This is a genomic window from Leclercia sp. W6, from assembly GCF_003336345.1.
Classification (GTDB): Bacteria; Pseudomonadota; Gammaproteobacteria; order Enterobacterales; family Enterobacteriaceae; genus Enterobacter.
Genome location: NZ_CP031104.1, coordinates 2,443,838 through 2,468,258, shown reverse-complemented (window position 1 = coordinate 2,468,258; position 24,421 = coordinate 2,443,838). Strand labels below are relative to the sequence as shown.

Below are 24,421 nucleotides of genomic sequence, written 5' to 3'. Positions count from 1 at the left end.
CCCGTCTGGTGATAAGCCGGACGGGGCATTTTTATTGGCGTACCAGCGCAACGGCCTGCTGCCAGGCCTGCCAGCGGATCTGCAAGCGGACATGACGCGCCATATCCGGCGTAAAGGTGACATGCTCCGGCAGATACTGGCGCAGCTGGGCGGTGGTCAGGTTAAACAGCGCCTTACGGGCCAGCAGTGCCGCCCCCATCGCTGAGAGTTCCGCCACGTCGCTGCGCATCACCGGGCAGCCGAGCAGGTCCGCCTGGTACTGCATCAGCCAGTCATTTTTTGTCGGCCCACCGTCAACCATCAGCGCGTTCAGGGCAAAGCCCGGATGGGCGCGCATCGCCTGCACCACGTCGGCAATTTGATAGGCGATCGACTCCAGCGCCGCGCGGATCAGGTGCGCCCGCTTCACGCCGCGGCTCAGGCCGTGGATCATCCCGCGGGCGTTTTCATTCCACCACGGCGCACCAAGGCCGGTCAGCGCCGGAACAAAGTAGACGCCGAGCGTGGAGTCTACCGAGCGGGGGAGGGTGTTGAGCTCATGGATAAGCTCCGCCTGCGACAGTTCGCTTAGCCCGGTGCTGTCCGCCATCCACGCCACCGCGTCGCCGGTGTGGGGGATATTCCCCTCCAGCCCGTAGACCAGCGTATCGCCATCGTGCCAGGCCACGGTGGTGGCCAGCGTGCTCACCTCGCTGCGGGCAGAGGCCACCGGCGCCATCACCGATGAGCCGGTGCCGTAGGTCGCCTTCACGCAGCCTTCGGCACCCAGACCGTGGGCAAAGAGCGCGGCGTGAGAGTCGCCGATCATCGCCATCACCGGCAGGCCGTCAGGAATGGAGGGGCAGCCGCGGGTATAACCAAACAGACCGCTGGAAGGTTTGATATCAGGCAGCGCCGCGCGGGGGATGCCAAACAGCGTCAGCATCTGCGGGTCCCAGTCGGCGCTGTGCAGGTTCATCAGCTGAGTACGAGCGGCGTTGGCGTAGTCGCAGCTAAACGCCTGCCCCTGGGTCAGGTTCCACAGCAGCCAGCTGTCAACGGTGCCGAGGCAGATCTCACCCCGGGCCGCACGCGCTGCGCCGTCGGGGGTATTCTCCAGCAGCCAGCGCATTTTGGAGGCAGAAAACAGCGGCGCGATGGGCAGGCCCGTGGCCGCTCTAATCTCCGGGCCGTGGCCCTGCTCACGCAGCTGGTGGCAAAAGGCCGCGGTGCGGGAACATTGCCAGCTCAGCGCCGGGGCAATAGGTTTGCCCGTTGCCCGCTCCCAGCCCACCACGGTTTCACGTTGATTGCTGATCGCCAGCGCCGCCACTCTCTCTACTCCGACGGTGGCCAATGCGCGGGCCACCACCTCCAGAGAGGCCTCTACCAGCAGGTTGGCGGATTGTTCAACCCAGCCTTCGTGAGGCGTCTGGATCGCCATCGCCCGGGAGAAGCTCGCCACCACATGCCCGCTGGCATCCAGCGCCACCACATGCCCGCTGGCATCCAGCGCCACCGCTTTGGCATTGGTGGTGCCCTCGTCGAGGGCGATGATAATGTCCTTGTTCACCGACATAGCGGCCTCCAGCCTTAACGATGAAGGTAAGTTGAGACGCCGAGGTAGCGGGTAAAGGCTTCATGCAGGATCTCCGCGCTGGCGGAGTGGTTCATCGCCACGTGATGCTCAAAGCCGTTGCGGCAGATCCAGTTCAGCAGGTTCTCCAGATGCGGCACCTGGATCACTGCCCGGCAGCCCACCGTGTCGAGCGGATCGTCCACCGACTGGCCCTGGCCCACGTAGGCTTTAATTTCCCCGGTCAGATCGTCGGTGCTCAGGCGGAAGTAGGTGAGGGGGCCGCTTTTCAGACGACCATGCACCGCGCCGCAGGTGTTCTCTTTCCCGACCGTGGTGCCGATGATGTCGGCGGTGCCCATGTGCGGGGATTCCAGGCTTTCGGCAGCAAAGTTACCGCAGTGGAACAGCACGCACTTGTCGCGCTCGTCGCCGAAGTTGTTGTTCCAGTCGGCAATGGAGGCCGGATTCATATTGCTGCTGGCCAGGGCGTACATGGAGAGTGCCCCCATCACGTCCACCTCGCAGGCGCTCGGCATCAGCTGGCCGGACATGACGCTCATGATCGAGCAGACGTTAATCCCCAGGTTCTCCTGCAGCGAGGTCCAGCACTGGATGGCCGTGGTGTCGATATCGTTGGCAACCACCCATTCGCTGATCACCACAAACAGCTTCGCCATGGTCACCAGCTTGTCGGCCGGAATGCGGCTGGCGTCGGCGTTGTCGATCAGGATCCGGCGTTTTTCATCCACGCGGATGTCATCGTCGCGCAGGGTTTTGATCCGGGTAAAGACTTCGGACAGGTCGAGCGTCTCCACGGCGATGCCCAGTCTCTCCAGTAATTTTTCGCTGTAGCGTACGGTGTTAAAGCCAGCCGGACGCGCACCGATCGCCCCCACGCGCACGCCGCGCATGCTGCTCACCACGCGGCAGACCTGCTCGAAACGCTTCAGATCCTGCTCAAACACCTCACCGTTGAGGGCGCAGACGTGCTGGGTGGTAAGGGTAAAAGGAATGCCGTACTGACGCAGGTTGTTGCACAGGGAGATTTTGCCGCAGAAGCTGTCGCGGCGGGTTGCCAGCCCCATTTTATCGAGGTTGTCCTCCTCGGCCTGCACCAGCACCGGCACGTTCAGGCCGGAGAGGCGCAGGGTCTCGGCGATGGCTTTTTCATCGCCAAAGTTAGGCAGCAGCACCACCACGCCGTGAATGCTGTCGCGGTGGGCGCGAAACAGCTCGGCGCAGGCTTTCGCATCCTGCCGCGTTTCCACGCCGCCGAGCTCGGTCTGGCTGGGATCGAGCATAATGGTGTTGATACCCAGACGGGCAAAGAGGGCGATCGCCTGCTCGCGCGCTTCCGCCACCAGATAGCTTGGGAAGAACCCCCGGTTGCCGATGACCACGCCCATTGTCAGTTGTTGAGGAATTCGGGACATTGCTTTTCTCTCCAGTAAGATGTTGTTGTTATTTTCAGCAAACCTGTCGCGTCAGCATTTCCCGGGCGTGCTTCACCACCCCAGCGACATCTATCTCGTGGCGTGCCCGCGTTGACGCTCTGTCGGCAGCAATCGCGTATTGTCCATCCGGGATCCCCAGCCGTTTCAGCGGCACGGCGCATCCCGCTTCGGCCAGCACTTCCGCCACCAGGCTACCGACGCCGCCGTTGACGTTATGCTCTTCGACGCTCACCACCGCCTTGCACGGGGCGAGTGCGGCCAGCAGCTGTTGGGTATCACACGGACGAATAGATGGAATGCTGATAACAGTGGCGTCAATACCTTCTTCCGCGAGTTGTGCAGCAGCTTCCACAATTTCATGTACCGTCGAGCCCATTGCCACCAGCGCCACGTCCTGGCCTACGCGCAGGACGTCAATCTTGCCCGGCGCAAAACGGTAGGTGTCGTCATGCAGTTCCGGCAGATTTTTCCCGTCGAGACGGATATAGACCGGGCCCACATGATCGAGGGCGTAATCGATGATCTGGCGGCACTCGTTCGGGCTCGACGGGGCGTAAATTTCGATATTGCCGAAGCCGCGCATGATGGCGATATCGTCGATGCTGTGGTGAGTGCTGGCGAGCGGCCCGTAGCTGGCCCCCGCGTTCAGGCCGAACAGCTTGACGTTGGTGTTGTTGTAGCAAATGTCGACTTTGATCTGCTCGTTAGCCCGCGAGATCAAAAATGGCGCGGCGTTGCAGGTGACGGCGATCTTGCCGCCGATTGCCAGACCGGCAGCGGCGCCCACCAGCGTCTGCTCAGCGATACCGACGTTGATCAGGCGGCCCGGGAAACGCTGCATAAAGGGGGCAATTTTCGCCGTCGAGGTGGAGTCCGCCACCACCGGCACCAGGTCCACGCCGCGTTCAACGGCGTCAATAAAGGCATTCACCATCACCGTGGCGAGGTGTTCGCTATTACTCATCTTTCAGTTCCTCCAGCGCCAGTTCAATTTCTTCCCCTTTCGGCACCCGGTGGTGCCATTCAGGCCGTCCCTGAATAAACGAAATTCCCGCGCCCTTGGTGGTGTGGGCGATCACCACATGGGGTTTGCCGTTGGGCTTCAGCCCTTCCAGGGTGGCGACCACGTCCGCCATGTCGTTGCCGTTGCAGGCGGCCACCTCCAGGCCAAACGCTTTCCATTTCTCATCCAGCGGGTCGGTATTGAGGATCTCTTTGGTGGAGCCCGCCAGCTGGAGGTTGTTTTTGTCGTTGATAATGAACAGGTTATCCAGCTGATAGTGGGCAGCGACCAGCGCGGCCTCCCAGTTGCTGCCTTCCGCCAGCTCCCCGTCACCGGTCACTACAAACACCCGGCGCTTGCTGTTGTTGCGTTTTGCCGCCAGGGCGATCCCGACCGCTACCGGCAGACCATGCCCCAGCGCGCCGGTATTCAGTTCAATACCCGGCGTTTTATGTTTCACCGGATGGCCCGGCAGATGGGAGTCGGCATGCTGATAGGTGGAGAGCCACTCAACGGGGATAAACCCGGCTTCGGCCAGCACGCAGTAATAACCGCCCACCGCATGGCCCTTCGACTGGATATAGATATCGCGTTCATCGCTATCCTGAAGCGCCGGGGAGCAGTTCAGAATGCGGAAGTAGAGGGCGGTGAGCAATTCGACCTGCGACAGATCGGCCCCGGTGTGGCCGCCCGCCGGGCTTTCGGCATTCAGCACGATGATCCGGCGACGAATCGAGCGCGCCCGGGTTTCGAGCTCCGCGATGGAGAGCGAAAACGGATTCATAACATACCTCCTGAATTTATAATCTAGTGTGAATAATTATTCCAGCCGGGTGAGCTATTTCCCTGTTCTCTCTGTCAGAGCAGGGATTTATGACCGCTTTGAATATATATTCAATGCTGATTTATTATTCATGTAATGTAAGATATGCCCAGTCAGGAGGTTTGTCTACGGTTTGAGCGGGCAAATTTCGAAGAAAGGAGAAAAGGATCACATTTGCCCGGAAGAAGACCCGGTCATCGGCATGGAGCTGGCGCACATCCGCGCCTGACCACAGGCGATTGCCCTGCGGGCGGAGCGGAATAACGCATCGTGGTGCGCCATACCGTTGCGTAATACTGTTTTTACGCCAGTTGTTTCAGAATGATCCGCGTCGAGAGGGGAATTAAGGGCGAAGAATCAGAAGGACACATTCATCCTTGCAAGGTCGCCGGTCAACATAAGGGCTGTAAAAAGCTTTAGAGAAAATGATTTGGCAAGACCTAAGGCAATTGTAGTAATTTTTATTTCAAAGGGTTACGAAGGCAGACTAATAAAACATGTTGACCTCAGTCATGCCGGATTAATGGGCTGTTTAAATACCAATATGAATTGTTTAAATATTAGCTATGCTAACGAAAAATAGAAAGGTACTCTGTTTAACGCTTAGCGATATGAAATATGATAAACGAGACCAATGTATTGTCTATTTTTATTCAGCACATAAACAATTGTACAATTTTAAACCGTTGCTATGATAAATCCTTCTTATTGGAGGGATAATATGTCGAATGGAATAAATCGCGGAGGTCTGCGGTTATTGACCCTTGGTGAAATTAATCTGGCTCGCACGCTCTACGCTTTTAGTATTCGTTATAACGAAGTATGGATTCACCGCAGCAGCTATCTTCCTTTCAATATGCAGGCGAACAACGTCGCCATGGCGCCAAACGGCGAAATATATTTTCAGGAAGGGGTGTATGAGCCTGATTTTTCACAGCCACACGTCAAAAACGATCGCATAGGCGGTCAGCACATATTTCTGCATGAAATGATGCATGTCTGGCAACACCAGCGCGGGATGATGGTAAGAACGCGTGGCGCATTCTCATGGGCTGTTGATTACAACTATGAGCTTAATAAACCAAATTTGATGGACTATGGCATAGAAAATCAGGCATGTATCGTGAGTGATTACTGGTTGCTGAAAACATATGGATTCGGTAATCGAAACGACCTGTATCGCCTCAAAAACTATGACCCGTCAGAGCCTACCCTCAAACTCATCGCTCGATATCAGAAAGTGCTTGGGAGTTTCCCGCATTGAAACGCTACTTATCCTTGATTCTGTTATCTGTAACCCTTGTCGGATGTGGTAAAGGCGATCGTGCAGCCCCCTGGCGCTCGATCATCGTTGATAAGGGGCATGTTTGCTTTTCGGTGGATAAAACCGACGTCCTGAGTCGCTATAACATTTCTTCAATGCAGGGTGGAGAATACAAAGAATTTGCTACTAATGAGCACGTTGCTCTCTCCTATCCAGACTCCTGTTTAAACCTGATGCTTAGGCCGGGTTATACCTATGGCGTGTCGTACACGCTTAATGGTTCAAATTATCGCTACGTGTTCTTTATCGACAATGACTGGAACGTCTCAAGTAATCAATAAGGGAAATAACGATGTCATTACCAGCTTATATGTATCTCTATGATGAAAATGGACAGCTGATCAAAGGCAGTTGTATGGCGCTGGACCGTGAGGGTGCAATTGAAATTATGAACAGCAGTTACGGTGTGTACCAGAACACATGCCGCAACACGGGTAAACTTATGGGTTCGCGCGAACACAACGCTTTTACCCTGCACAAAGAGATTGATAAAACCTCGCCATATTTTGCGGTTGCAGTCTGTCAAAGTAAGCGGCTGCAAAAGGCAGTAATACACTATTACGACATCAACGAGGCTGGCATTGAATACGAGATTTACAGAATTACGCTTACAAGCATTGTGATCATGTCAGTTAATGCTTCTCATGCTTATATCCCGGGTTCTCGCACGCCAGGAATGATGGAGAATATCGCAATTTCCTATTCAGGAATTGAGTGGTTTTATATCGAAGGGAATATCAAGTATGACGATGACTGGAGCCGCCCATTGGGTTACAACCAGCAGAAAAAATAGCATGGAACGCGGCTTCCCAGTTACTGCCCTCGGCCAGTTCACCATCCCTAATCACTACAAACACCCGACGTTGGCTATTGCTGCTGACCTGCTCCCCGTTGATTAGTACACCCCGATGTTAGTAATGTCTTCATAAGCCACATGAGGACATCCCCATGAAGAAGCGTTTTTCCGACGAACAGATCATCAGTATTCTCCGCGAAGCCGAAGCTGGGGTACCCGCCCGTGAACTCTGCCGCAAGCATGCCATTTCCGATGCCACGTTTTACACCTGGCGTAAGAAGTATGGCGGTATGGAGGTGCCTGAAGTTAAGCGCCTGAAGTCGCTTGAGGAAGAGAACGCCAGACTCAAGAAGCTGCTTGCCGAAGCCATGCTGGATAAAGAGGCGCTTCAGGTGGCTCTTGGGCGAAAGTACTGACGACAGACCAGAAGCGGGAAGCCGTGATGTTGATGTGTGATGCGACCGGTCTGTCGCAACGTCGTGCCTGCAGGCTTACAGGTTTATCCCTGTCGACCTGCCGCTATGAGGCTCACCGTCCGGCTGCTGATGCGCATTTATCAGGGCGCATCACTGAGCTGGCACTGGAGCGCAGGCGTTTTGGCTACCGTCGTATTTGGCAGTTGCTGCGCCGTGAAGGGCTTCATGTTAATCATAAGCGCGTGTACCGGCTTTATCACCTCAGTGGCCTGGGCGTAAAACGCAGAAGACGTCGTAAAGGGCTGGCAACAGAACGTCTGCCGCTGCTCCGTCCGGCGGCGCCCAATCTGACCTGGTCGATGGATTTCGTCATGGACGCACTTTCCACCGGTCGCAGGATCAAGTGTCTTACCTGCGTCGATGATTTCACAAAGGAATGCCTGACGGTCACTGTTGCCTTTGGGATTTCAGGCGTTCAGGTCACGCGTATTCTGGACAGCATTGCACTGTTTCGAGGCTATCCGGCGACGATAAGAACTGACCAGGGGCCGGAGTTCACTTGCCGTGCACTGGATCAATGGGCCTTTGAGCATGGTGTTGAGTTGCGCTTAATCCAGCCGGGCAAGCCAACGCAGAACGGATTTATTGAGAGCTTTAACGGACGATTTCGCGATGAATGTTTGAATGAGCACTGGTTCAGCGATATCGTTCATGCTAGGAAAATTATTAATGACTGGCGGCAGGATTATAACGAATGCCGCCCGCACTCCACGCTGAATTATCAGACACCGTCTGAATTTGCAGCGGGCTGGAGAAAGGGTCATTCTGAGAATGAAGATTCCGACGTTACTAACTGAGTGTTGTATCTAATCGTGGGGGCAGGTCACTGCCTTGTGCCGTTAGTCGGCCCCTTAGCAGGGAGTGCAGCGCCATAACCGGGGTTTGTCTACGGTTTGAGCGGGCAAATTTCGAAGAAAGGAGAAAAGGATCACATTTGCCTGGCGGATCGGGCAGGCGCTTGCTTGTTAAATATTCAGTGATGAATAAAAATAACGACAGCCGATTAAGGGGAATGTTATGTCGAAACAGGATGAACAGCGATTGCTGGTGAAGATCGCCACACTTTACTACAGCGAGAATAAAAAGCAGTCCGAGATTGCCTCCTTGCTGCACCTCTCGCAATCCTTCGTGTCGCGGGCGCTGACGCGCTGCCAGAAAGAGGGGCTGGTCAAAATTACCGTCGTTCAGCCTACCAATATTTTTGTCTCGCTGGAAAAGGCGCTGGAGGAGCAGTACGGCATTCGACAGGCCATCGTGGTGGACGTGGGCGAGAACCCGTCCAACGCCCAGATCAAGCACGCCATCGGCAGCGCGGCGGCGCACTATGTCGAAACCCGCCTGCGTCCGGAAGACCTGGTGGGGATCTCCTCCTGGAGCAGCACCATCCGCTGCATGGTGGATGAGATGCACCCGCAGAATATCCGCGCCGCGGGGGTGATCCAGCTTCTGGGCGGCGTGGGTCCCAACGGCAACGTGCAGGCGACCATTCTTACCCAGCAGCTGGCGGCGCATCTTGGCTGCCCGGCGTGGCTGTTGCCATCGCAAAGTATTGAGCACTCGGTAGAGGAGCGCGCCAGGCTGGTGAGCAGCCCGGACGTGGCGGCGGTGGTGAGCAAATTTGCCGAAGTGGATGTGGCGATCGTCGGCATCGGCGAGCTGGAGCCGTCGCAGCTGCTGAAAAACTCCGGCAACTACTACAACGAAGAGATGCTCAAACTGCTGGCCGAACGCGGGGCGGTAGGGGATATCTGCCTGCATTACTACGATGCGAAAGGCGAGCCGGTGCTGAGTGCGGAAGAAGATCCGGTGATTGGTATGGAGCTGGCGCAGATCCGCGCCTGCCCGCAGGTGATCGCCCTGGCGGGCGGGGAAGAGAAACGCAACGCCATTCGCGGGGCGCTGGAAGGGAAGTATATCGATGTGCTAATCACCGATTACCCCACGGCGCGGAGTTTATTGAAGGCATCGTAAGCAGTGCATTTTGCCCGGCGGCGGCTTCGCCTTGCACGGGCCTACATGTTGTGCCGTTGTAGGCCGGGTAAGGCGAAGCCGCCACCCGGCATAAACCCCGCACAATGTCGCTACTTCCCTTCCATCACCGCCTTCTGCGCCACCACCGCCGCTTTCTGCTGCATCCGGTTTTGCATCTGGTCGATAATCACCGCCACGATAATCACAATCCCTTTGATCACCATCTGCCAGAACTCGCTCACCCCCATCATCACCAGGCCGTCGGCCAAAAAGCCGATGACGAAGGCGCCGATCAGGGTGCCGAGGATGGTGCCGCGGCCTCCGGCAAGCGAGGTGCCGCCCAGCACCACCGCGGCGATGGCGTTCATCTCAAAGGCGGTGCCGTTGGCCGGATGGCTGGCTGACAGCTGGGCGGAAACCACAATCCCGGCGATGGCGGCGCAGAAGCCGGACAGGGTATAGACCAGCACTTTCACCTGCTTGACCCGCACCCCGGAAAGTTCTGCCGCGCGCTCGTTATCGCCGATGGCGTAGACGTGGCGGCCAAAGGGCAGGCGGCGGGCGATATAGGCGATCACCAGCGCCAGCACGATCATCATCCAGATGGCCCACGGAATGCCGAGGAACGTGCCTGCGCCAATCTCATCAAAGCCGGTATTCCCCAGCTGCGGGTTACCGGAGAGCCCCGGGAAGGTCTGGCCGTCGGAGGTCAGCATCGACGCGCCGCGCAGCACGTACATGGTGCCCAGCGTGCAGATAAAGGGCGCCACGTTATAGCGGGTGATGATCCAACCGTTCACCGCCCCTATCAGCGCGCCAATCAGCAGTACCACGGGCACTATCACCCACACGCTCGGGAAGATGGCGATGCCAAACATCGGCAGCACAATCCCTTTGGTGATCATCCACCCGGCAATCATCCCGCACAGCCCAAGGGTGGCGCCGATGGAGAGGTCGATCCCGGCGGTGATGATCACAAAGGTGATCCCCAGCGCCAGAAATGCGTTGATGGCGATATGCTTAATCATGATCACCAGGCTGCCGGTGGAGAGAAAGCCCGGCACGGTCATGGTGAAGAAGCCGACAATCAAAAACAGCGCAATGAAGGTGCGCATTTTCAGCAACAGCAGCAGAACATTTTCCCGGGAAAGCGCGGCCCCTTTATGCGGCGCCAGCGCGACAGACTGTGTCGTTTTCATCTTAGAACCCCTGAGCACTTGCGGTTACCAGTGCCGACTCTTCGGCCCGATCGCGAACAATATCGGCGGTCAGTTTGCCGCCGGACATCACCAGAATGCGGTCAGATACCGCCATAATCTCTTTCAAATCCGAGGTGGAAAAGACCACCGCGATCCCCTGCTCAGAGAGCTGCACCATCATGCGGAATACGTCCGCTTTGGCCCCCACGTCGATGCCGCGGGTCGGCTCATCAAGGAAGAGCACCTTCGGGTTGGTCAGCAGCGAGCGGCCAATCACCACCTTTTGCTGATTGCCGCCGCTGAGCGCCTGGATCTCTACTTCCGGGGTGGAGACCTTGATCGACAGGTTGCCGATAGTGCTGGCGACGACCTGCTGCTCCGCCTTTTGCGCGATGGCAAAGCCGCGCTGCAACCGACGCCAGAGGCTGGCGATGGTCAGATTGCTGGCCACCGACGAGCCGGGAAAAATGCCGGTGCGCTTGCGGTCTTCCGGCACCAGGCTCATCCCCATGCGGATACGCTCGGCGGTGGTTAAGCGCTGCGGCACCGGTTTACTGTCGAGCCACAGCTTGCCCAGATAGTTGCGCTCGGTGCCGAGCATGCATTCGAACAGCTCCGTGCGTCCGGCCCCCATCAGGCCGTAGATGCCGACGATCTCCCCGGCTTTGACCTGGAAGCTGACGTCGTTGACCACCGTATTGCCGGCAGCGTTGACGCAGGTGATGTGCTCCGCCTCCAGCACCGGCGCGCCGAAGGTGCGGCCCGGCTCAAGGAAGTTACTCACCGGGTCGCTGCCGAGCATCTCGCGCACAATCCACGGCACGTCGATATCCTGCACCTTCGCTTCGGCCTGGAACTTGCCGTCGCGCAGAATGGTGATCACATCGCCTATCGCCATCAGCTCTTCCAGCCGGTGGGAGATATAGATGATGGAGACCCCCTGACGGGTCAGCTCGCGGATCACCCGAAACAGGATCTCCACCTCGGTTTTACTCAGCGCCGAGGTGGGCTCGTCGAGGATCAGGATGTCGGCATCCTCGGCCAGCGCCTTGGCGATCTCGATCAGCTGCTGCTGTCCCACCTTCAGGTTGCCCACCAGCTCCCGCGGGGAGATAGGCTGATCGAGGCGCTTCAGCAGCTCCGCGGTGCGGGCCTCCTGTTCCGCCTCGTTGATCGGCGTTATCCCTTTTTGCAGCTCGCGGCCAAGGAAGACGTTCTCCGCCACGTTGAGGTTTTCAAACAGGTTCAGCTCCTGGTGCACCATGCCAATGCCGTGGGCGGCGGCATCCCGGGTACTGGCGAACGAGACCTGTTTGCCGTTGAGCCACATCTCGCCGAGGCTGGGCTGCTGGACGCCTGCGAGGATCTTCATCAGCGTCGATTTCCCGGCGCCGTTCTCGCCGATAATCACGTTCACTTTGCCGCGCCAGACGCGGTAATCGACCTTATCCAGCGCAACGGTTCCGGGAAAGAGCATCGAGATGCCGCGGGTGCTGAGGATAATGTCGTCTGCCGGGGTATCGCTCATCACGGCGTCTCCTGTTTCAGTTCCAGCGCTGCCGCCTCATTCGCTTTGCCGCCCGTCAGGGTGGTGGCGAACAGCACGGTGGCATTTTTGCCGCTCCAGCTGTCGTCGATTTTCGGCAGATGCTTCGCCGCCTCGCGGTTGAGGGCGCGGGAGAGCTGGGCATACTGAACCTGGTTGGTAAATTCATCGAAGCGGAACCCGGCGGCGTCGCGGATGGCGTTGCCGCGCATCACCGGCCCGCTCTGGATCTCCACCGGCTGGCCGTTCACCGTCATCACCAGCTTCTGCTCACGCGCGTTGCTGGCATCCACGCGCTCCACCTTGCCGGTGAGGCGCACGAAGACGCTCTGCGGTGTGGCTGCGGGCGTGTTCAGCTGGGTGGTGAGGGCGCTGGCGTCCAGGGCATGATTTTTCGCGGCGTCGAGGATCCGCGGCTGCCAGGTTTGTTGCGCGATCTGCTGTGGGGTCTGGTTGTCAAAGCTCGCTTTGGCGTTGGGATCGGCAGGCATAATCGGCTTGCCGTTCTCATCCAGATCCACCACGGTGCAGGCCGTCAGCAACAGGGCGGCTGCGCCTGTCAGCGCGGCGCCCCATTGTGTTAATCGCATACTGCCTCCGCTTATTTGCTGAGGTTAAACAGGTTCAGCTTGCTGGCGTTGGATTCGTCGATGAGCACGCAGTCCATCAGCTGCTTCTCATCTTTTTGCGCTTTGCCGTTTTTCAGGTAGTAGTCGGCCTGCTCAACGGCCATCTGCGCTTGCTGCCAGCCTGGCTGCAGCACCGTGGCTTTAATGTTGCCGTTCTTCAGGATCGAGTCGCGGGTGTAGTCGCTGCCGTCAAAGCCGACCACAATCACGTTGTTCTTCCCGGCGGCCTTCAGGGCGGCTTCGGCGCCCAGCGCCATGGTGTCGTTACCGGAGATCACGCCCACGATATCGGGGTTGGTCTGCAGGATGGCTTCCATACGGGTGAAGGCTTCGGTCTGGCTCCAGTTGGCGGTCTGCTGCGCCACCATCTTCATGTCCGGGTAGTCGTCGATGACGTCGTGATAGCCCTGGGAGCGCACGTGGGCGTTGGTGTCCGACGGACGGCCCAGCAGCTCAACGTATTTCCCTTTGCCGTCCAGCAGCTTGACAAATTTCTCCGCACCGAGCTGCGCCCCCTGATAGTTGTTCGAGACAATCTGCGCCACCGCCACGCCGGTTTTGTTGATTTCACGATCGATCAGGAAAGCAGGGACGCCTGCCGCTTTGGCCTTCTCCAGCGGACCGACGGTGGCATCCGCCCCGGCGTTATCCAGGATGATCGCTTTCGCCTTACGGGCGATGGCGGTTTCAATCAGCTGGTTTTGTTTGTTCACGTCATCGTCGTGCGAGGCGACAAGGGTGGTATAGCCCAGCTCCTTTGCCTTCGCCGCCGCGCCATCGGCTTCAGCCTTGAAGAACGGGTTGTCGTGTGAGGGGGTAATAATCGCAATGAGTCCGTTATCGGCGGCAAACAGGGAACCGGAAGCGGCGATCATTGAGGCCAGTAAAGCGGATTTTACAAAGGTCGTGTTCATTCTTTTTCTCCACATTGAATATTTATTCAATAATGATTTATTATTCAATGTAACGATAAGACTGCCTGATAAAACTGTCTACGGTTCAGGCAGCTAATTTGTTTAAAAGGAGAAAAGGATCACGATCCTGAGCAATTATTCATCACAAATCAGCGTCACGACCGTCGCGTCTTTACGCAGCCAGTGCGCGGTAAATACCTGATTTTGTGTGAAGGGAGGAAGCGGGCGGGTCAGCATTAAGGTCAGCGCGTCGGCGGTCAGGGAGGTGACGCGCGCGCACTCAAACCCCATCCACGCCTGTACCTGAGGGAAGAGCGCTTTGAACAGGCTCTCTTTGGCGCTAAACACCAGGGTGAAGGCGAGCGCGAAGGGAAGGCCGCTGTCGGCCAGCACCTGGGCTTCAGCAGGATCAATCACGCCATCCTGAATCTCACGCGCTTCGTTTTCCGCGATAATTGCTTCGCAATCGATCCCCACCAGGCCATTATCGCGGCAAATCGCTACCGCCTGCGTGCCGCTGTGGGAGAGGCTGCCCCGCACCCCGGCAGGCCACAGCGGTTCGCCGCTGCTGCCGATGCCGGGAATGGCCTGCCGGTTCAGGGCATGAAAGGCAGCGATGCGCCCGGCCAGGTGGTCGGCTTTGCGTTTGCGTCCGGCGTCAGAAAGCTGGGGATGGTGAGGAAGCCAGAGCAGATCGGCCTCGGTGAAGGTGGCGGGATCGAAGGTGACGCGGTGCACGGTCTGTCCGGCGAGAAGAAATGTGGCGTGGGTGGTCTGCATGTTCTTCTCGCGGTGGACAAAAGGAGCGCTATCTTAACCTGTTTGCGGCCAGGTTGCTCAAAGGAGGGCGTTTTTGTCGATCCCCAGGCGCTTCATGCGCGACAGCAGGGTGGTGCGTTTCAGCCCCAGACGCTGGGCTGCGCCTCGCGGTCCGGCGATCACCCCGTTGGTCTCTTTCAGCACCCGCACAATGTGCTGATACTCCTCCTCGCCTTCGCGGATATCGCTCACCGCGGTCTCCGGTACGGCACTGCTGGCGCGATGAAAATCGATATCCGGCATCGAAAGCTGCAGGACGTTGCCGCGGGTGAGCAACACGGCACGCTCAATCACGTTTTCCAGCTCGCGTACGTTGCCTGGCCACTCCATCCTGCTGAGCTGGCGCAGGGTCTCCGCCGGTATGCTGTCGATGTTGCGCCCCAGCCGGTGGGCAATCTTAAAGGTGAAAGATTTCACCAGCAGGGGAATATCTTCCGGGCGTTCGCGCAGCGGCGGCAGGAAGATGGGGAAGACGTTAAGGCGATAGTAGAGATCGCTGCGGAATTCGCGGTCGGCCACCATCTGCGTCAGATCGCGGTTGGTGGCGGCAATCAGCCGCACGTCGGTGTGGATGATGCGGTTGCTGCCGAGGCGTTCAAACTCCTGCTCCTGGAGTACGCGCAGCAGCTTAGGCTGAAGCTCAATGGGCATATCGCCCACTTCATCCAGGAACAGGGTGCTTTTGTCTGCCAGCTCAAAGCGGCCAATGCGCTGGGCGCTGGCGCCGGTAAAGGCTCCGCGTTCGTGACCAAACAGATCGCTCTCCAGCAGCCCGGCAGGCATCGCCGCGCAGTTCATCTTCACCATCCGCCGATCGCGGCGCCCGCTCAGGTTGTGAATGGCGCGGGCAATCAGCTCCTTGCCGGTGCCGGTCTCGCCGAGGATCAGCACGGTGCTGTTACTCTGGGCGACCATCTCCACCTGCTTCATTACCGTCATCATGGCGCTGCTGCGGCCAATGATTTCGCCAAAATCGGTGGCAACGTTGTTGATCTGCTCGGTCAGGGCCAGGTTTTCGTCGATCAACCGCTCCTTGAGATGGCTGATTTCCCGGTAGGAGAGGGCATTATCCACGGCGATGGCGACACGTTCGGCAATCTGGTTCAGCAGCTTCAGATTGGACGGGGTAAACACCTGGGCTTTGCACTGCGCCAGCTTCAGGGTGCCCAGCACCCGGTCGCGGAACATCAGCGGGAACAGGCACAGGGTCTGATCCTGCTCCCCCCACATATCAAACAGCATGCGTTCGTAGGGGGCGTGCTGATCCCGGTGATGCAGGTTAAGCATCAGCATCTGCTTGTTGCGCATCACTTTTTCAGACAGCGTGCCCTTTTCATCCACCTCGCTCTGGTCGTGCAGGGGCGCCTCTTTATCGAGGTAGTGGGTGGAATAGACAAGGAGTTTCCCTTTGCGATCGCTGCGCAGCACCATGCTGATGGAGTCAATGCCGAAGTTGCGCTGGATCTCCTGCGCTACCTCCGACACCAGCTCATCAAGGTCGAGCTTCGACAGCACGGCGTTGGTGATCGCCACCAGCAGGCGAAAATCGTTACGCTCCCGCCAGAGCAGGTCGTAGTTGTCGCTGTTGTGCAGCCGCGCCTGGATCTGCTCCACGGCCAGTCCGGCCGCCTGGGTCAGGGTTTGCAGGCGGGAAAAATCGCTGTCGCTCCAGGGCTTCTCCTGAGCGCGCAAAAACTCGCAGCCGCCGAAGATACGGCCATCGGCGGCGATGGGCGTCAGGCAGTAGTGGGCAAACGAGGGATAACGATCGAGGGCGGCAAGCTGCGGCCAGGTCTCGTTAAAGGTCGCCGCCGTGCAGTGCAGCACGTCGGGGCGGGAAAGCATGCGGCGGAAAGGGCCGCTCGCCAGCAGGGGCTCATCTTCGTAGCGGATATCACAGCCCTGTTCGTCGGTGCTGTAGAGATAAACCCGGCGCGATTCCGACTGCCAGAGCAGAATATGGACGCTATCGGCGAGGTTTATCTGCCGGACATGCTGGGTCAGCGCCTGCGCCAGGGCGCAAAGATCGGTCTGTTGCAGCAAAGTACGGGTAATGTCGAACAATCCGTGATCGACAGGATCGTTGGTGGGTGTATACGACATGCGTTTTATCCAGAGTATCTAGAAAAATGAGAGACGAATGCGCCGCCCGGATCAGCAAATTCGCGGCAGTGGCTCGCTGTGGGGCAAATTCAGCGACCGTTTTACGCCGTAGAGTCCGGTAAGTCGTACCCCTTTGTGCTCAACCACCTCACCAATAATAGCGGCGTTCACGCCCAAAGGGTGTTGCCGCAGCCGGGCCAGCACCCGTTCGGCCGCCTGGCGTTCCACCACGATAGCCAGCTTGCCTTCGTTGGCGAAGTTGAGCGGATCAAGCCCCAGCAGCTCGCACGCGCCGCGCACGGCGGGTTTCACCGGCAGGCAGCCTTCTTCTATTTCAATCCCGCAGCCGCTGCTGGCGGCAAACTCATGGGCCACGGCGTTCACGCCGCCGCGGGTGGCGTCGCGCAGGGCTTTGATGCCGGGCTCGCCACGCAGGGCCTGGATCAGCGGCGTCAGCACCGCGCAATCGCTCTGCAGATCGCCCTCCAGACCTAACCCTTCGCGCAGGTTAAGGATGGTGGCGCCGTGATCGCCGAGCGTGCCGCTCACCAGCAGCACATCCCCGGCCTCAATCTGGCGCATACCCCAGTTTACCCCCTCGGGCACCGAACCGATACCGGCGGTATTGATAAACACTTTGTCCGCCGCGCCGCGCGGTACCACCTTGGTATCGCCGGTGACGATGGTAATGCCCGCCGCCGCCGCGGTGGCGGCCATGCTGGTGACGATGCGCTCAAGGGTCGCCATCTCCAGCCCTTCTTCGAGGATAAAGCCGCAGGAGAGCCAGCGCGGGATCGCCCCGCTTACCGCGACATCGTTGGCGGTGCCGCAGATGGCCAGCTTGCCGATATCACCCCCCGGAAAGAAGAGCGGATCAATCACGTAGCTGTCGGTGGAAAAGGCCAGCCGGTCGCCGTGGGCGGTCAGCTCGTGCAGCGGGATCCGGGCCTGGTCTTCCTGTTCGTCCAGCAGCGGGTTGGCGAAGGCGCGCATAAAAAGCTCGCCGATCAGCTGCTGCATCGCCTGTCCGCCGCTGCCGTGGGCGAGGGTTATCTGTTTCAACTTTCACACTCCTGAGAACGGTACTGATACCAGGCGCTGCACGCCCCTTCTGACGAGACCATCAGCGCGCCAAAGGCGCTTTGTGGCGTACATTTGCCGCCAAACAGCGGACACTGCGCCGGTTTACAGCGCCCGGTGAGCACCTCGCCGCAGCGCGCCTCGGGATCGTCGCAAATCTGTTGCGCCCGGGGGCGGAAGTGACACTCGGCGTCAAACTGACGATACGCTTCGGTGAGATGCACGCCGGAGTGCGAAATCACCCCCAGCCCGCGCCACTCGCTGTCGCCTTCAATGCCGAACACCTCGGCGATGGCCGCCTGGGCCACGGCGTTGCCCCCTTCCGGGACGATACGGCGATACTGATTTTCGACCTGGCTTATGCCGGCAATCTTCTGCTCCACCAGCATCAGCACCCCCTGCAGCAGATCCACCGGTTCAAAACCGGCCACCGCCAGCGGGCGCTGATGTTCGGCGGCGATAAAGTCGTAGGCATGGGTGCCAATCACCATGCTGACGTGCCCCGGCGCCAGGAAGGCGTCGATGCCATTTTCCGGCTGCGCCAGCAGGCTTTTCAGCACCGGGATCAGCGTGATGTGCTGGCAGAAAAAGAAGAAGTTCTGCACGTTAAGCGCTTTTGCCTGGCGCAGGGTCAGGGCGGTGGCGGGCATAGTGGTTTCAAACCCCAGCCCGAAGAAGACCACCTTGCGATCCGGATTCTGCCGGGCCAGCTTCAGCGCATCGGCGGGGGAGTAGATGATCCGCACATCCGCGCCGCGCATGCGGGCGTCCAGCAGCGAGCCATTTTGCCCCGGCACCCGCATCGCATCGCCGAAGGTGCAGAAGATCACCTCCGGATGGCTGGCGATTTCGATACAGGTATCGATCCGCCCCATCGGCAGGACGCAGACCGGACAGCCGGGGCCGTGAATAAACTCGATGTTGTCGGGCAGGAGCTGATCCAGCCCGAACTTAAAGATGGCGTGGGTGTGACCGCCGCACACCTCCATAATGCGCAGCGGACGGGCAGCGGTGTAGGCCAGCAGCCCGGCCCGGGCCTTCAGGGCCTCGATCAGCTGCATCACCTTTTGCGGGTCGCGGTATTCATCAACAAAACGCATCAGCGGGGCTCCTCGCCAAACAGCAGCGGGCCAACGTCCGGTTCCACCTCAAACATGTTCTGCAGGGCGGCGAGGGTATCCAGCGCCTCCTCTTCGTTAATCACGCTCATGGCAAAGCCGACATGTACCAGCACCCACTGGCCGAGACGGCTCTGGCCGTTTTCGTCGCAATCGCCAACAAGGGTGAGATCCACATCGCGCAGTACGCCGCACACCTCCACGCTGGCCTGCATGCCGTCATAGATGGCGCTGATTTTTCCAGGAATGCCTATGCACATCGCTGCGCCTCCAGCCAGTCGAGCCAGGCGTCCATCCCGTCGCCGCGGGTGGCGGAGACCAGCAGAATCGCAATCTCCGGGTTCACTTCCCGGGCGGCGGCGAGGCATTTCTCCACGTCAAAATTCAGATAGGGCAGCAGGTCGACCTTGTTCAGCAGCATCAGCGAGGCGGCGGCGAACATGTGCGGGTACTTCAGCGGTTTATCCTCGCCTTCGGTGACGGAGAGCACCGCCACCTTATGGCGCTCGCCAAGATCGAAGCTCGCCGGGCAGACCAGATTGCCGACATTTTCAATAAACATAATGCCGCCATCCTCCAGCGGCAGGCGCGCCATCGCATCCGCGATCATCTGCGCGTCGAGATGGCAGCCCTTGCCGGTGTTAACCTGGATGGCGGGGGTGCCGGTGGCGCGGATCCGCTCGGCGTCGTTCACCGTTTGCTGATCGCCCTCGATCACCGCGCAGGGTACGCGCTGCTGCAAACGTTTTAAGGTCTCGGTCAGCAGGGTGGTTTTACCGGAGCCGGGGCTGGAGACCAGGTTCAGCGCCAGCTGGTTGCGGGCGCTGAACAGCGCGCGGTTGCGCCGGGCCAGGTCGTTGTTTTTGCCCAGCACGTCCATCTCGATCTCCACCATTTTGCGCTGGCTGAGGCCGGGAGCATGGGTGCCCGCCTCGCCGTGGCCGTAATCCAGCTGGCCTGCCAGGGGCTCTGTCGGGGTAAAAGCCTGAGCGTCCACGCGGGTGATGCGCAGCGCCGGACGGTGAGCCGGCGCAAAGGGGGCGCTGCGAAAAGCGGAGTGAGGATTATGCTCATCGCCTTCAATATAGAGGTTGCCCTGATCGCAACCGCAGGTGGTACACATGGTTTACTCCTGTTCAATTTCCAGACGCGTGATATGCAGCCCGTCGTCGGCGACGATATTCAGGTTCGCCCCGCCGCACTGCGGGCAGCGTCGTACGCGGTGGGTCAACAGCTCGACGTAGGCTTTGCAATCCTGACACCAGCATTCCGCCTGCTGCTCTTCGAGATGCAGGGCGCAGCCTTCGGCGACCGTCTCGCGGCACACCAGCTCAAAGCAAAACTGCAGGGCGCTGCTCTCCACGCAGGAGAAGGCGCCGACGCGCAGCCAGACGCCCGTCACGCGTTTCGCCTGATGCTGGTGAGCCTGTTTTTCGATCAATTCCAGCGCCTGCTGGCAGAGGGTGATTTCGTGCATTGTGCTGTTCCCGGTAAAGTCTGGCCGGATTAAGCAATATTGATGCCATCTTTTAGCAGCAGGGTGGCGAGAGCGGACACGGCGCACGGTCAAAGATGACGAAATGACATGTCATTTTTTGTGATCTCAACGGCTTTAAAATTATTTTGTTTAAAATTCAATAAATTAAAAAATGGCACGAAACGTGCTTAAGGGAGCGAACTCTTTACACATTACGCATCAGGTACGTCATATGACACTTTCCGAATTAAGTGAGAAGGCCACCATCATTGCCGGACAGCAGCGGGTGCTGCGATCCCACTGGAACCACTACGGCAATTCGTTGATTCAGGCCATCACCCTCTCTAAAGCCAGCCTGCACCTTACCGTGGGCTGCCACACCGACAGCGGGCTCGGCTTCTGGCTGTTCGACCACTTCCTTATCCGCGTCACGCCGGAGCAGGCGTTCAACGGGCATATCTTCAATTACACCGTTGAAGAGCGCGATAACCCCGAAAGCGTGCTGATTGGCCGCGCCCGTCTCGGTGACGACGGCATGCTGGATGGCGAGATCAACATCGACCAGCGTGAGGCGGTGCTGAACCATTTCCTGAACAAAATCAGCGGGGTTTACGCCGCGATCTGGCAGGCAACGCAGCGCGGCGAATCCCTGACCCTCGCCGTCCTCGCGCAGCACCACGCTGCGGTCTGAGCCGGGTGTCGACAAGTGTCGAAAATGACACTTCCGCCCGTTTTTCGTCAAAAATGACTATCACCAGAGGAAACCAGGTGAATCGTTTTGTAATTGCTGATCCCTCGCTCTGTATCGGCTGCCACACCTGTGAGGCGGCCTGTTCAGAAAACCATCGCCAGCATGGCCTGCAAAGCCAGCCGCGGCTGAAAGTGATGCGTAACAGTAAAGACTCCGCGCCGCAGCTCTGTCATCACTGCGAAGACGCCCCCTGCGCCCAGGTCTGCCCGGTCAACGCCATTACCCGCGTTGACGGCGCTATCCAGCTCAATGAAAGCCTGTGCGTCAGCTGCAAGCTGTGCGGCATCGCCTGTCCGTTTGGCGCCATTGAGTTTGCCGGCAGCCGCCCGCTGGCGATCCCCGCCAACAGCAACACCCCGAAAGCGCCGATGGCCCCACCAGCCCCGGCCCGCATCAGCCCGTTCCTCGACTGGGTGCCGGGCGTGCGTGCCATCGCGGTGAAGTGCGACCTGTGCCACTTCGATCCGGACGGCCCGGCGTGCGTACGCACCTGTCCGACCAAATCCCTGCGTCTGGTGAATAACCAGGATATCGCCCGCGCCAGCAAGCGCAAACGCGAGCTCACTATCAATACGGATCTGGGCGATCTGTCGTTGTTCCAGTCGCAACAAGGAGAGCGCTGATGACTGTTTTTTCGTTAATTAACCAGGCGCTGGGCTGGTACCTCGTCAGCGCCGTGCTGGCGCTGGTGTTCAGCGCCAACCGCACCCTCAGCGGCGCCATTACCGGCTTTGGCGGGGCGATTGCCAGCGCCCTGGCGGTGACGGCAGGAGGAGTTGCGCTGCTGGCCGCGCCGCACCTTTCACAGACGGGGGAGATCGCCTGGCTTCACGTCAACATCCAGATGAGCGGCATCCGGGCGGTGTGGCTTATCGCCATCGGCCTGCCGGCGCTGCTCATCAGCCTGTTTACCGTCGCCTGGCATCGCCACCCGCAGGCCAAAAGTAACGGCCTGCTGACCAACCTGCTGATGGCCGCCGCCGTCGCCGCCATCATGGTCGATAACCTCGGCTGGCTGGTGGTGATGGCGGAGATCATGGCCCTGTGCGGCGCGTTTCTTACCGGCTGCGCCCAGTCCGGCAAGCTCTGGTTTGTGCTGGGACGTCTGGGGACGCTGCTGCTGGCCTTCGCCTGCTGGCAGGCGTGGCGCTACTACGGCACCCTGGACTTCGCGGCGATGGGGGCGATGGCCTCAGACCAGGCGCCGGGAGCCAGCATCTGGCTCCCGGGTCTGGCGGGCTTTGGCCTGCTGGCGGGGGTGATCCCACTGCACGGCTGGGCACCCCAGGCGCATGCGAACGCCAGCGCGCCTGCTGCGGCGCTCTTCTCCACGGTGGTGATGAAGGTGGGCCTCTACGGGATGCTGACCATCGCGCTTTGCGGGGCGCTGCTGCCGCTGTGGCTCGGGGGGCTGCTGCTGGTGATGGGCATGATCACCGCCTTTGTCGGCGGACTCTATGCCCTGATGGAGCACAACATCCAGCGCCTGCTGGCGTACCACACCCTGGAAAATATCGGCATTATCCTGCTCGGCCTGGGGGCAGGGGTGACCGGCATCGCGCTGCAAAGCCCGCTGCTGGTGGCGCTGGGCTTTACCGGCGGGCTCTATCACCTGGTAAACCACGGCCTGTTTAAAACCACGCTGTTCCTCGGCGCGGGCGCGGTGTGGTATCGCACCGGCCATCGCGATATCGAGAAGCTGGGCGGTATTGGCAAAAAAATGCCGCTCATCTCCCTGGCGATGTTGGTGGGACTGATGGCGATGGCGGCGTTGCCGCCGCTGAACGGGTTTGCCGGGGAGTGGGTGATCTATCAGTCCTTCTTTAACCTCGGCACCCACGATGCCTTTGTTGCCCGCCTGCTGGGGCCATTGCTGGCAACGGGACTGGCGATCACCGGCGCGCTGGCGGTGATGTGTATGGCGAAAGTCTACGGCGTCACCTTCCTCGGCGCACCGCGCACCCCGGAGGCGGAAAACGCCTGCTGCGCCCCGTGGCTGATGACCGCCAGCACCGTGCTGGCGGCGCTCTGCTGCGTGGCGGGCGGCGTGGCTGCGCCGTGGCTTCTGCCGATGATCGGCCACCTGTTCCCGGTGAACGGCGGGGCGGTGAACACCGTCTCCCAGCCGATGATCACCCTCCTGCTGCTGGCGGGGCTGCTGCTGCCCTTTATCGTGCTGGTGCTGTTCAAAGGCAACCGCCTGGCGAACCGCGCCCGCGGCTTTGCCTGGGTCTGCGGCTACGACCACGAGCAGTCGATGGTCATTACCGCCCACGGCTTTGCCATGCCGGTGAAAGAGTCCTTCGCGCCGGTGCTGAAGCTGCGCAAATGGCTCAACCCGGTTCGCTTTATCCCCGGCTGGCAGTGCGACTGCACCGCCGTGTTGTTCCACCGTATCGCCCTGATTGAGCTGGCGGTGCTGGTGGTTGTCGTTATCTCCCGAGGAGCCTGAACATGACTTTGATCTACGCACTGATTCAGGCGCTGGTGCTCTTTGCCGCAGCGCCGCTGCTGGCGGGCATCACCCGTGTGGCCCGCGCCCGTCTGCATACCCGTCGGGGGCCGGATATCTTCCAGGAGTACCGCGATCTCATCAAGCTGCTGGGCCGCCAGAGCGTGGCCCCGGCCGCCTCCGGCTGGGTCTTCCGCCTGATGCCGTTGGTGATGGTGGGCGTGATGTTCGCTATCGCCAGCGCACTGCCGGTGATTACGCTCGCCTCGCCGCTGCCCGCGCTGGGGGATCTCATCACCCTGATCTACCTCTTCGCCATCGCGCGCTTCTTCTTCGCCATCGCCGGGCTCGATACCGGCAGCCCGTTCACCGGGATTGGCGCCAGCCGTGAAGCGATGCTCGGCGTGCTGGTGGAGCCGATCCTGCTGCTGGGTCTGTGGGTTGCCGCTCAGGTGGCAGGCACCACCCACATCAGTGCCGTCACCGCCACCATCTACCACTGGCCGGCGGCGCACACCGTGACGCTATTCCTTGCTCTGTGCGCCTGTGCCTTCGCCACCTTCATCGAGATGGGCAAGCTGCCGTTTGACCTTGCCGAAGCGGAGCAGGAGCTGCAGGAAGGGCCATTGTCGGAGTACAGCGGCGCGGGCTTTGCGCTCCTCAAGTGGGGCATCAGCCTGAAACAGCTGGTGGTGCTGCAGATGTTCGTCGGGGTGTTTATCCCCTGGGGGCAGATGAGCCACTTCTCCGCAGGCGGCCTGCTGCTGGCGGTGGTGGTGGCAGTGGTCAAGCTGGTCGTGGGCGTGCTGGTGATCGCCCTGTTCGAGAACAGCATGGCGCGCCTGCGCTTTAACGCCACCTCACGAATTACCTGGACCGGTTTTGGTCTGGCATTTTTAGCTTTCGTCTCCTTGCTGGCGGCGTGACT

24 protein-coding genes and 1 pseudogene are annotated in these 24,421 nt (G+C 59.7%); 9 read left to right on the top strand and 16 right to left on the bottom strand.

Annotation, left to right across the window (positions count from 1 at the left end):
* Nucleotides 1-31 precede the first annotated feature (31 nt).
* Genes DVA43_RS12150 through DVA43_RS12135 form a run of 4 tightly spaced genes read right to left on the bottom strand, consistent with a single transcriptional unit; the run spans nt 32 to nt 4,799 of the window.
* Nucleotides 32-1,558 carry an FGGY family carbohydrate kinase gene (locus DVA43_RS12150; RefSeq protein ID WP_114315702.1) on the bottom strand — a complete coding sequence of 509 codons (1,527 nt, stop codon included), beginning with the start codon at nt 1,556-1,558 and terminating at the stop codon, nt 32-34.
* Nucleotides 1,559-1,572: 14 nt separating this feature from the next.
* The gene (locus DVA43_RS12145) at nt 1,573-2,991 is read right to left on the bottom strand and encodes an L-fucose/L-arabinose isomerase family protein (protein WP_114315701.1); all 1,419 of its coding nucleotides are present in this window, start codon (nt 2,989-2,991) and stop codon (nt 1,573-1,575) included.
* Nucleotides 2,992-3,025: 34 nt separating this feature from the next.
* Nucleotides 3,026-3,976, bottom strand: a complete 951-nt coding sequence (locus tag DVA43_RS12140; protein ID WP_114315700.1) for a transketolase family protein — start codon at nt 3,974-3,976, stop codon at nt 3,026-3,028.
* Entirely contained in the window at nt 3,969-4,799 is an 831-nt protein-coding gene (locus tag DVA43_RS12135) for a transketolase (RefSeq protein WP_114315699.1), read from the bottom strand. The genes DVA43_RS12140 and DVA43_RS12135 overlap by 8 nt, the downstream gene beginning before the upstream one ends.
* A 760-nt stretch (nt 4,800-5,559) precedes the next feature.
* Here DVA43_RS12135 and DVA43_RS12130 point away from each other — a divergent pair.
* From DVA43_RS12130 to DVA43_RS12125, 3 genes are read left to right on the top strand one after another with little or no spacing between them, the layout of a single operon-like run.
* Entirely contained in the window at nt 5,560-6,102 is a 543-nt protein-coding gene (locus tag DVA43_RS12130; RefSeq protein WP_103824129.1) for a type IV secretion protein Rhs, read from the top strand.
* Nucleotides 6,099-6,443, top strand: coding sequence for a putative T6SS immunity periplasmic lipoprotein (locus DVA43_RS24530; protein ID WP_138369655.1), 345 nt, complete (start codon nt 6,099-6,101; stop codon nt 6,441-6,443). Before DVA43_RS12130 ends, DVA43_RS24530 begins: the two co-directional genes overlap by 4 nt.
* Before the next feature lie 11 nt (nt 6,444-6,454).
* Nucleotides 6,455-6,955 (top strand): type VI secretion system tube protein Hcp, encoded by a 501-nt coding sequence (locus DVA43_RS12125; protein WP_103824130.1) that lies wholly within the window; start codon nt 6,455-6,457, stop codon nt 6,953-6,955.
* Here DVA43_RS12125 and DVA43_RS25350 read toward each other — a convergent pair.
* Nucleotides 6,954-7,037 (bottom strand): annotated as a pseudogene (locus DVA43_RS25350) (transketolase); the annotation flags it as partial. The gene DVA43_RS12125 and the pseudogene DVA43_RS25350 sit on opposite strands and share 2 nt — an antisense overlap.
* A gap of 73 nt (nt 7,038-7,110) precedes the next feature.
* Here DVA43_RS25350 and DVA43_RS12120 point away from each other — a divergent pair.
* Nucleotides 7,111-8,231, top strand: a protein-coding gene (locus DVA43_RS12120; RefSeq protein WP_087451024.1) for an IS3-like element ISSen4 family transposase whose coding sequence is annotated in 2 segments (ribosomal slippage) — nt 7,111-7,369 and nt 7,369-8,231 — 1,122 coding nt in all. Because the reading frame shifts where the segments join, the coding sequence is not laid out codon by codon here.
* Between the two features lie 220 nt (nt 8,232-8,451).
* A complete protein-coding gene (locus DVA43_RS12115; protein ID WP_114315698.1) occupies nt 8,452-9,405 on the top strand; it encodes a sugar-binding transcriptional regulator in 954 nt (317 codons plus the stop codon).
* Nucleotides 9,406-9,515: 110 nt separating this feature from the next.
* Here DVA43_RS12115 and DVA43_RS12110 read toward each other — a convergent pair whose 3' ends face one another.
* From DVA43_RS12110 to hypA, 11 genes are all read right to left on the bottom strand, one after another.
* Nucleotides 9,516-10,604, bottom strand: a complete 1,089-nt coding sequence (locus tag DVA43_RS12110; RefSeq protein ID WP_114315697.1) for an ABC transporter permease — start codon at nt 10,602-10,604, stop codon at nt 9,516-9,518.
* Nucleotide 10,605: 1 nt separating this feature from the next.
* Complete coding sequence (locus DVA43_RS12105) at nt 10,606-12,132, bottom strand: sugar ABC transporter ATP-binding protein (RefSeq protein ID WP_199182739.1); 1,527 nt, start codon at nt 12,130-12,132, stop codon at nt 10,606-10,608.
* Nucleotides 12,132-12,740, bottom strand: coding sequence for a DUF2291 family protein (locus DVA43_RS12100; protein WP_114315696.1), 609 nt, complete (start codon nt 12,738-12,740; stop codon nt 12,132-12,134). The genes DVA43_RS12105 and DVA43_RS12100 overlap by 1 nt, the downstream gene beginning before the upstream one ends.
* 11 nt (nt 12,741-12,751) lie before the next feature.
* A complete protein-coding gene (locus DVA43_RS12095) occupies nt 12,752-13,693 on the bottom strand; it encodes a D-ribose ABC transporter substrate-binding protein (protein WP_103824134.1) in 942 nt (313 codons plus the stop codon).
* Nucleotides 13,694-13,828: 135 nt separating this feature from the next.
* Nucleotides 13,829-14,473, bottom strand: coding sequence for an enterobactin synthase subunit EntD (gene entD, locus DVA43_RS12090; RefSeq protein WP_114315695.1), 645 nt, complete (start codon nt 14,471-14,473; stop codon nt 13,829-13,831).
* Nucleotides 14,474-14,530: 57 nt separating this feature from the next.
* Nucleotides 14,531-16,615 (bottom strand): formate hydrogenlyase transcriptional activator FlhA, encoded by a 2,085-nt coding sequence (gene flhA / locus DVA43_RS12085; protein ID WP_114315694.1) that lies wholly within the window; start codon nt 16,613-16,615, stop codon nt 14,531-14,533.
* 51 nt (nt 16,616-16,666) lie between these two features.
* Complete coding sequence (gene hypE / locus DVA43_RS12080; protein WP_114315693.1) at nt 16,667-17,677, bottom strand: hydrogenase expression/formation protein HypE; 1,011 nt, start codon at nt 17,675-17,677, stop codon at nt 16,667-16,669.
* Complete coding sequence (gene hypD / locus DVA43_RS12075; protein ID WP_114315692.1) at nt 17,674-18,795, bottom strand: hydrogenase formation protein HypD; 1,122 nt, start codon at nt 18,793-18,795, stop codon at nt 17,674-17,676. Before hypD ends, hypE begins: the two co-directional genes overlap by 4 nt.
* Nucleotides 18,795-19,073, bottom strand: coding sequence for a HypC/HybG/HupF family hydrogenase formation chaperone (locus DVA43_RS12070; RefSeq protein ID WP_114315691.1), 279 nt, complete (start codon nt 19,071-19,073; stop codon nt 18,795-18,797). Before DVA43_RS12070 ends, hypD begins: the two co-directional genes overlap by 1 nt.
* Entirely contained in the window at nt 19,064-19,936 is an 873-nt protein-coding gene (gene hypB / locus DVA43_RS12065; protein WP_114315690.1) for a hydrogenase nickel incorporation protein HypB, read from the bottom strand. Before hypB ends, DVA43_RS12070 begins: the two co-directional genes overlap by 10 nt.
* A 3-nt stretch (nt 19,937-19,939) precedes the next feature.
* Nucleotides 19,940-20,290: a hydrogenase maturation nickel metallochaperone HypA gene (gene hypA / locus DVA43_RS12060; RefSeq protein ID WP_114315689.1), complete on the bottom strand. Its 351-nt coding sequence runs from the start codon at nt 20,288-20,290 to the stop codon at nt 19,940-19,942.
* Between the two features lie 232 nt (nt 20,291-20,522).
* Here hypA and DVA43_RS12055 point away from each other — a divergent pair, with 232 nt between their 5' ends.
* The 4 genes from DVA43_RS12055 to DVA43_RS12040 all read left to right on the top strand — a co-directional run bounded on the left by DVA43_RS12055 (nt 20,523) and on the right by DVA43_RS12040 (nt 24,419).
* Complete coding sequence (locus tag DVA43_RS12055; protein WP_168194495.1) at nt 20,523-20,981, top strand: transcriptional regulator; 459 nt, start codon at nt 20,523-20,525, stop codon at nt 20,979-20,981.
* 77 nt (nt 20,982-21,058) lie between these two features.
* Complete coding sequence (locus tag DVA43_RS12050; protein WP_114315687.1) at nt 21,059-21,664, top strand: 4Fe-4S dicluster domain-containing protein; 606 nt, start codon at nt 21,059-21,061, stop codon at nt 21,662-21,664.
* Nucleotides 21,664-23,493 carry a formate hydrogenlyase subunit 3 gene (gene hycC, locus DVA43_RS12045; protein ID WP_114315686.1) on the top strand — a complete coding sequence of 610 codons (1,830 nt, stop codon included), beginning with the start codon at nt 21,664-21,666 and terminating at the stop codon, nt 23,491-23,493. The genes DVA43_RS12050 and hycC overlap by 1 nt, the downstream gene beginning before the upstream one ends.
* A gap of 2 nt (nt 23,494-23,495) precedes the next feature.
* The gene (locus tag DVA43_RS12040; protein ID WP_114315685.1) at nt 23,496-24,419 is read left to right on the top strand and encodes a respiratory chain complex I subunit 1 family protein; all 924 of its coding nucleotides are present in this window, start codon (nt 23,496-23,498) and stop codon (nt 24,417-24,419) included.
* The last annotated feature ends 2 nt before the right edge of the window (nt 24,420-24,421 follow it).

Coding starts and splice junctions, on each gene's coding strand:
- DVA43_RS12110 (WP_114315697.1), bottom strand. CDS start 10,604: ATGAAAACGACACAGTCTGTCGCGCTGGCGCCGCATAAAGGGGCCGCG.
- DVA43_RS12115 (WP_114315698.1), top strand. CDS start 8,452: ATGTCGAAACAGGATGAACAGCGATTGCTGGTGAAGATCGCCACACTT.
- DVA43_RS12130 (WP_103824129.1), top strand. CDS start 5,560: ATGTCGAATGGAATAAATCGCGGAGGTCTGCGGTTATTGACCCTTGGT.
- hycC (WP_114315686.1), top strand. CDS start 21,664: ATGACTGTTTTTTCGTTAATTAACCAGGCGCTGGGCTGGTACCTCGTC.
- DVA43_RS12125 (WP_103824130.1), top strand. CDS start 6,455: ATGTCATTACCAGCTTATATGTATCTCTATGATGAAAATGGACAGCTG.
- DVA43_RS12150 (WP_114315702.1), bottom strand. CDS start 1,558: ATGTCGGTGAACAAGGACATTATCATCGCCCTCGACGAGGGCACCACC.
- DVA43_RS12140 (WP_114315700.1), bottom strand. CDS start 3,976: ATGAGTAATAGCGAACACCTCGCCACGGTGATGGTGAATGCCTTTATT.
- flhA (WP_114315694.1), bottom strand. CDS start 16,615: ATGTCGTATACACCCACCAACGATCCTGTCGATCACGGATTGTTCGAC.
- entD (WP_114315695.1), bottom strand. CDS start 14,473: ATGCAGACCACCCACGCCACATTTCTTCTCGCCGGACAGACCGTGCAC.
- hypD (WP_114315692.1), bottom strand. CDS start 18,795: ATGCGTTTTGTTGATGAATACCGCGACCCGCAAAAGGTGATGCAGCTG.
- hypB (WP_114315690.1), bottom strand. CDS start 19,936: ATGTGTACCACCTGCGGTTGCGATCAGGGCAACCTCTATATTGAAGGC.
- DVA43_RS12135 (WP_114315699.1), bottom strand. CDS start 4,799: ATGAATCCGTTTTCGCTCTCCATCGCGGAGCTCGAAACCCGGGCGCGC.
- DVA43_RS12095 (WP_103824134.1), bottom strand. CDS start 13,693: ATGAACACGACCTTTGTAAAATCCGCTTTACTGGCCTCAATGATCGCC.
- hypA (WP_114315689.1), bottom strand. CDS start 20,290: ATGCACGAAATCACCCTCTGCCAGCAGGCGCTGGAATTGATCGAAAAA.
- DVA43_RS12070 (WP_114315691.1), bottom strand. CDS start 19,073: ATGTGCATAGGCATTCCTGGAAAAATCAGCGCCATCTATGACGGCATG.
- DVA43_RS12040 (WP_114315685.1), top strand. CDS start 23,496: ATGACTTTGATCTACGCACTGATTCAGGCGCTGGTGCTCTTTGCCGCA.
- DVA43_RS12105 (WP_199182739.1), bottom strand. CDS start 12,132: ATGAGCGATACCCCGGCAGACGACATTATCCTCAGCACCCGCGGCATC.
- DVA43_RS12100 (WP_114315696.1), bottom strand. CDS start 12,740: ATGCGATTAACACAATGGGGCGCCGCGCTGACAGGCGCAGCCGCCCTG.
- DVA43_RS12055 (WP_168194495.1), top strand. CDS start 20,523: ATGACACTTTCCGAATTAAGTGAGAAGGCCACCATCATTGCCGGACAG.
- DVA43_RS12145 (WP_114315701.1), bottom strand. CDS start 2,991: ATGTCCCGAATTCCTCAACAACTGACAATGGGCGTGGTCATCGGCAAC.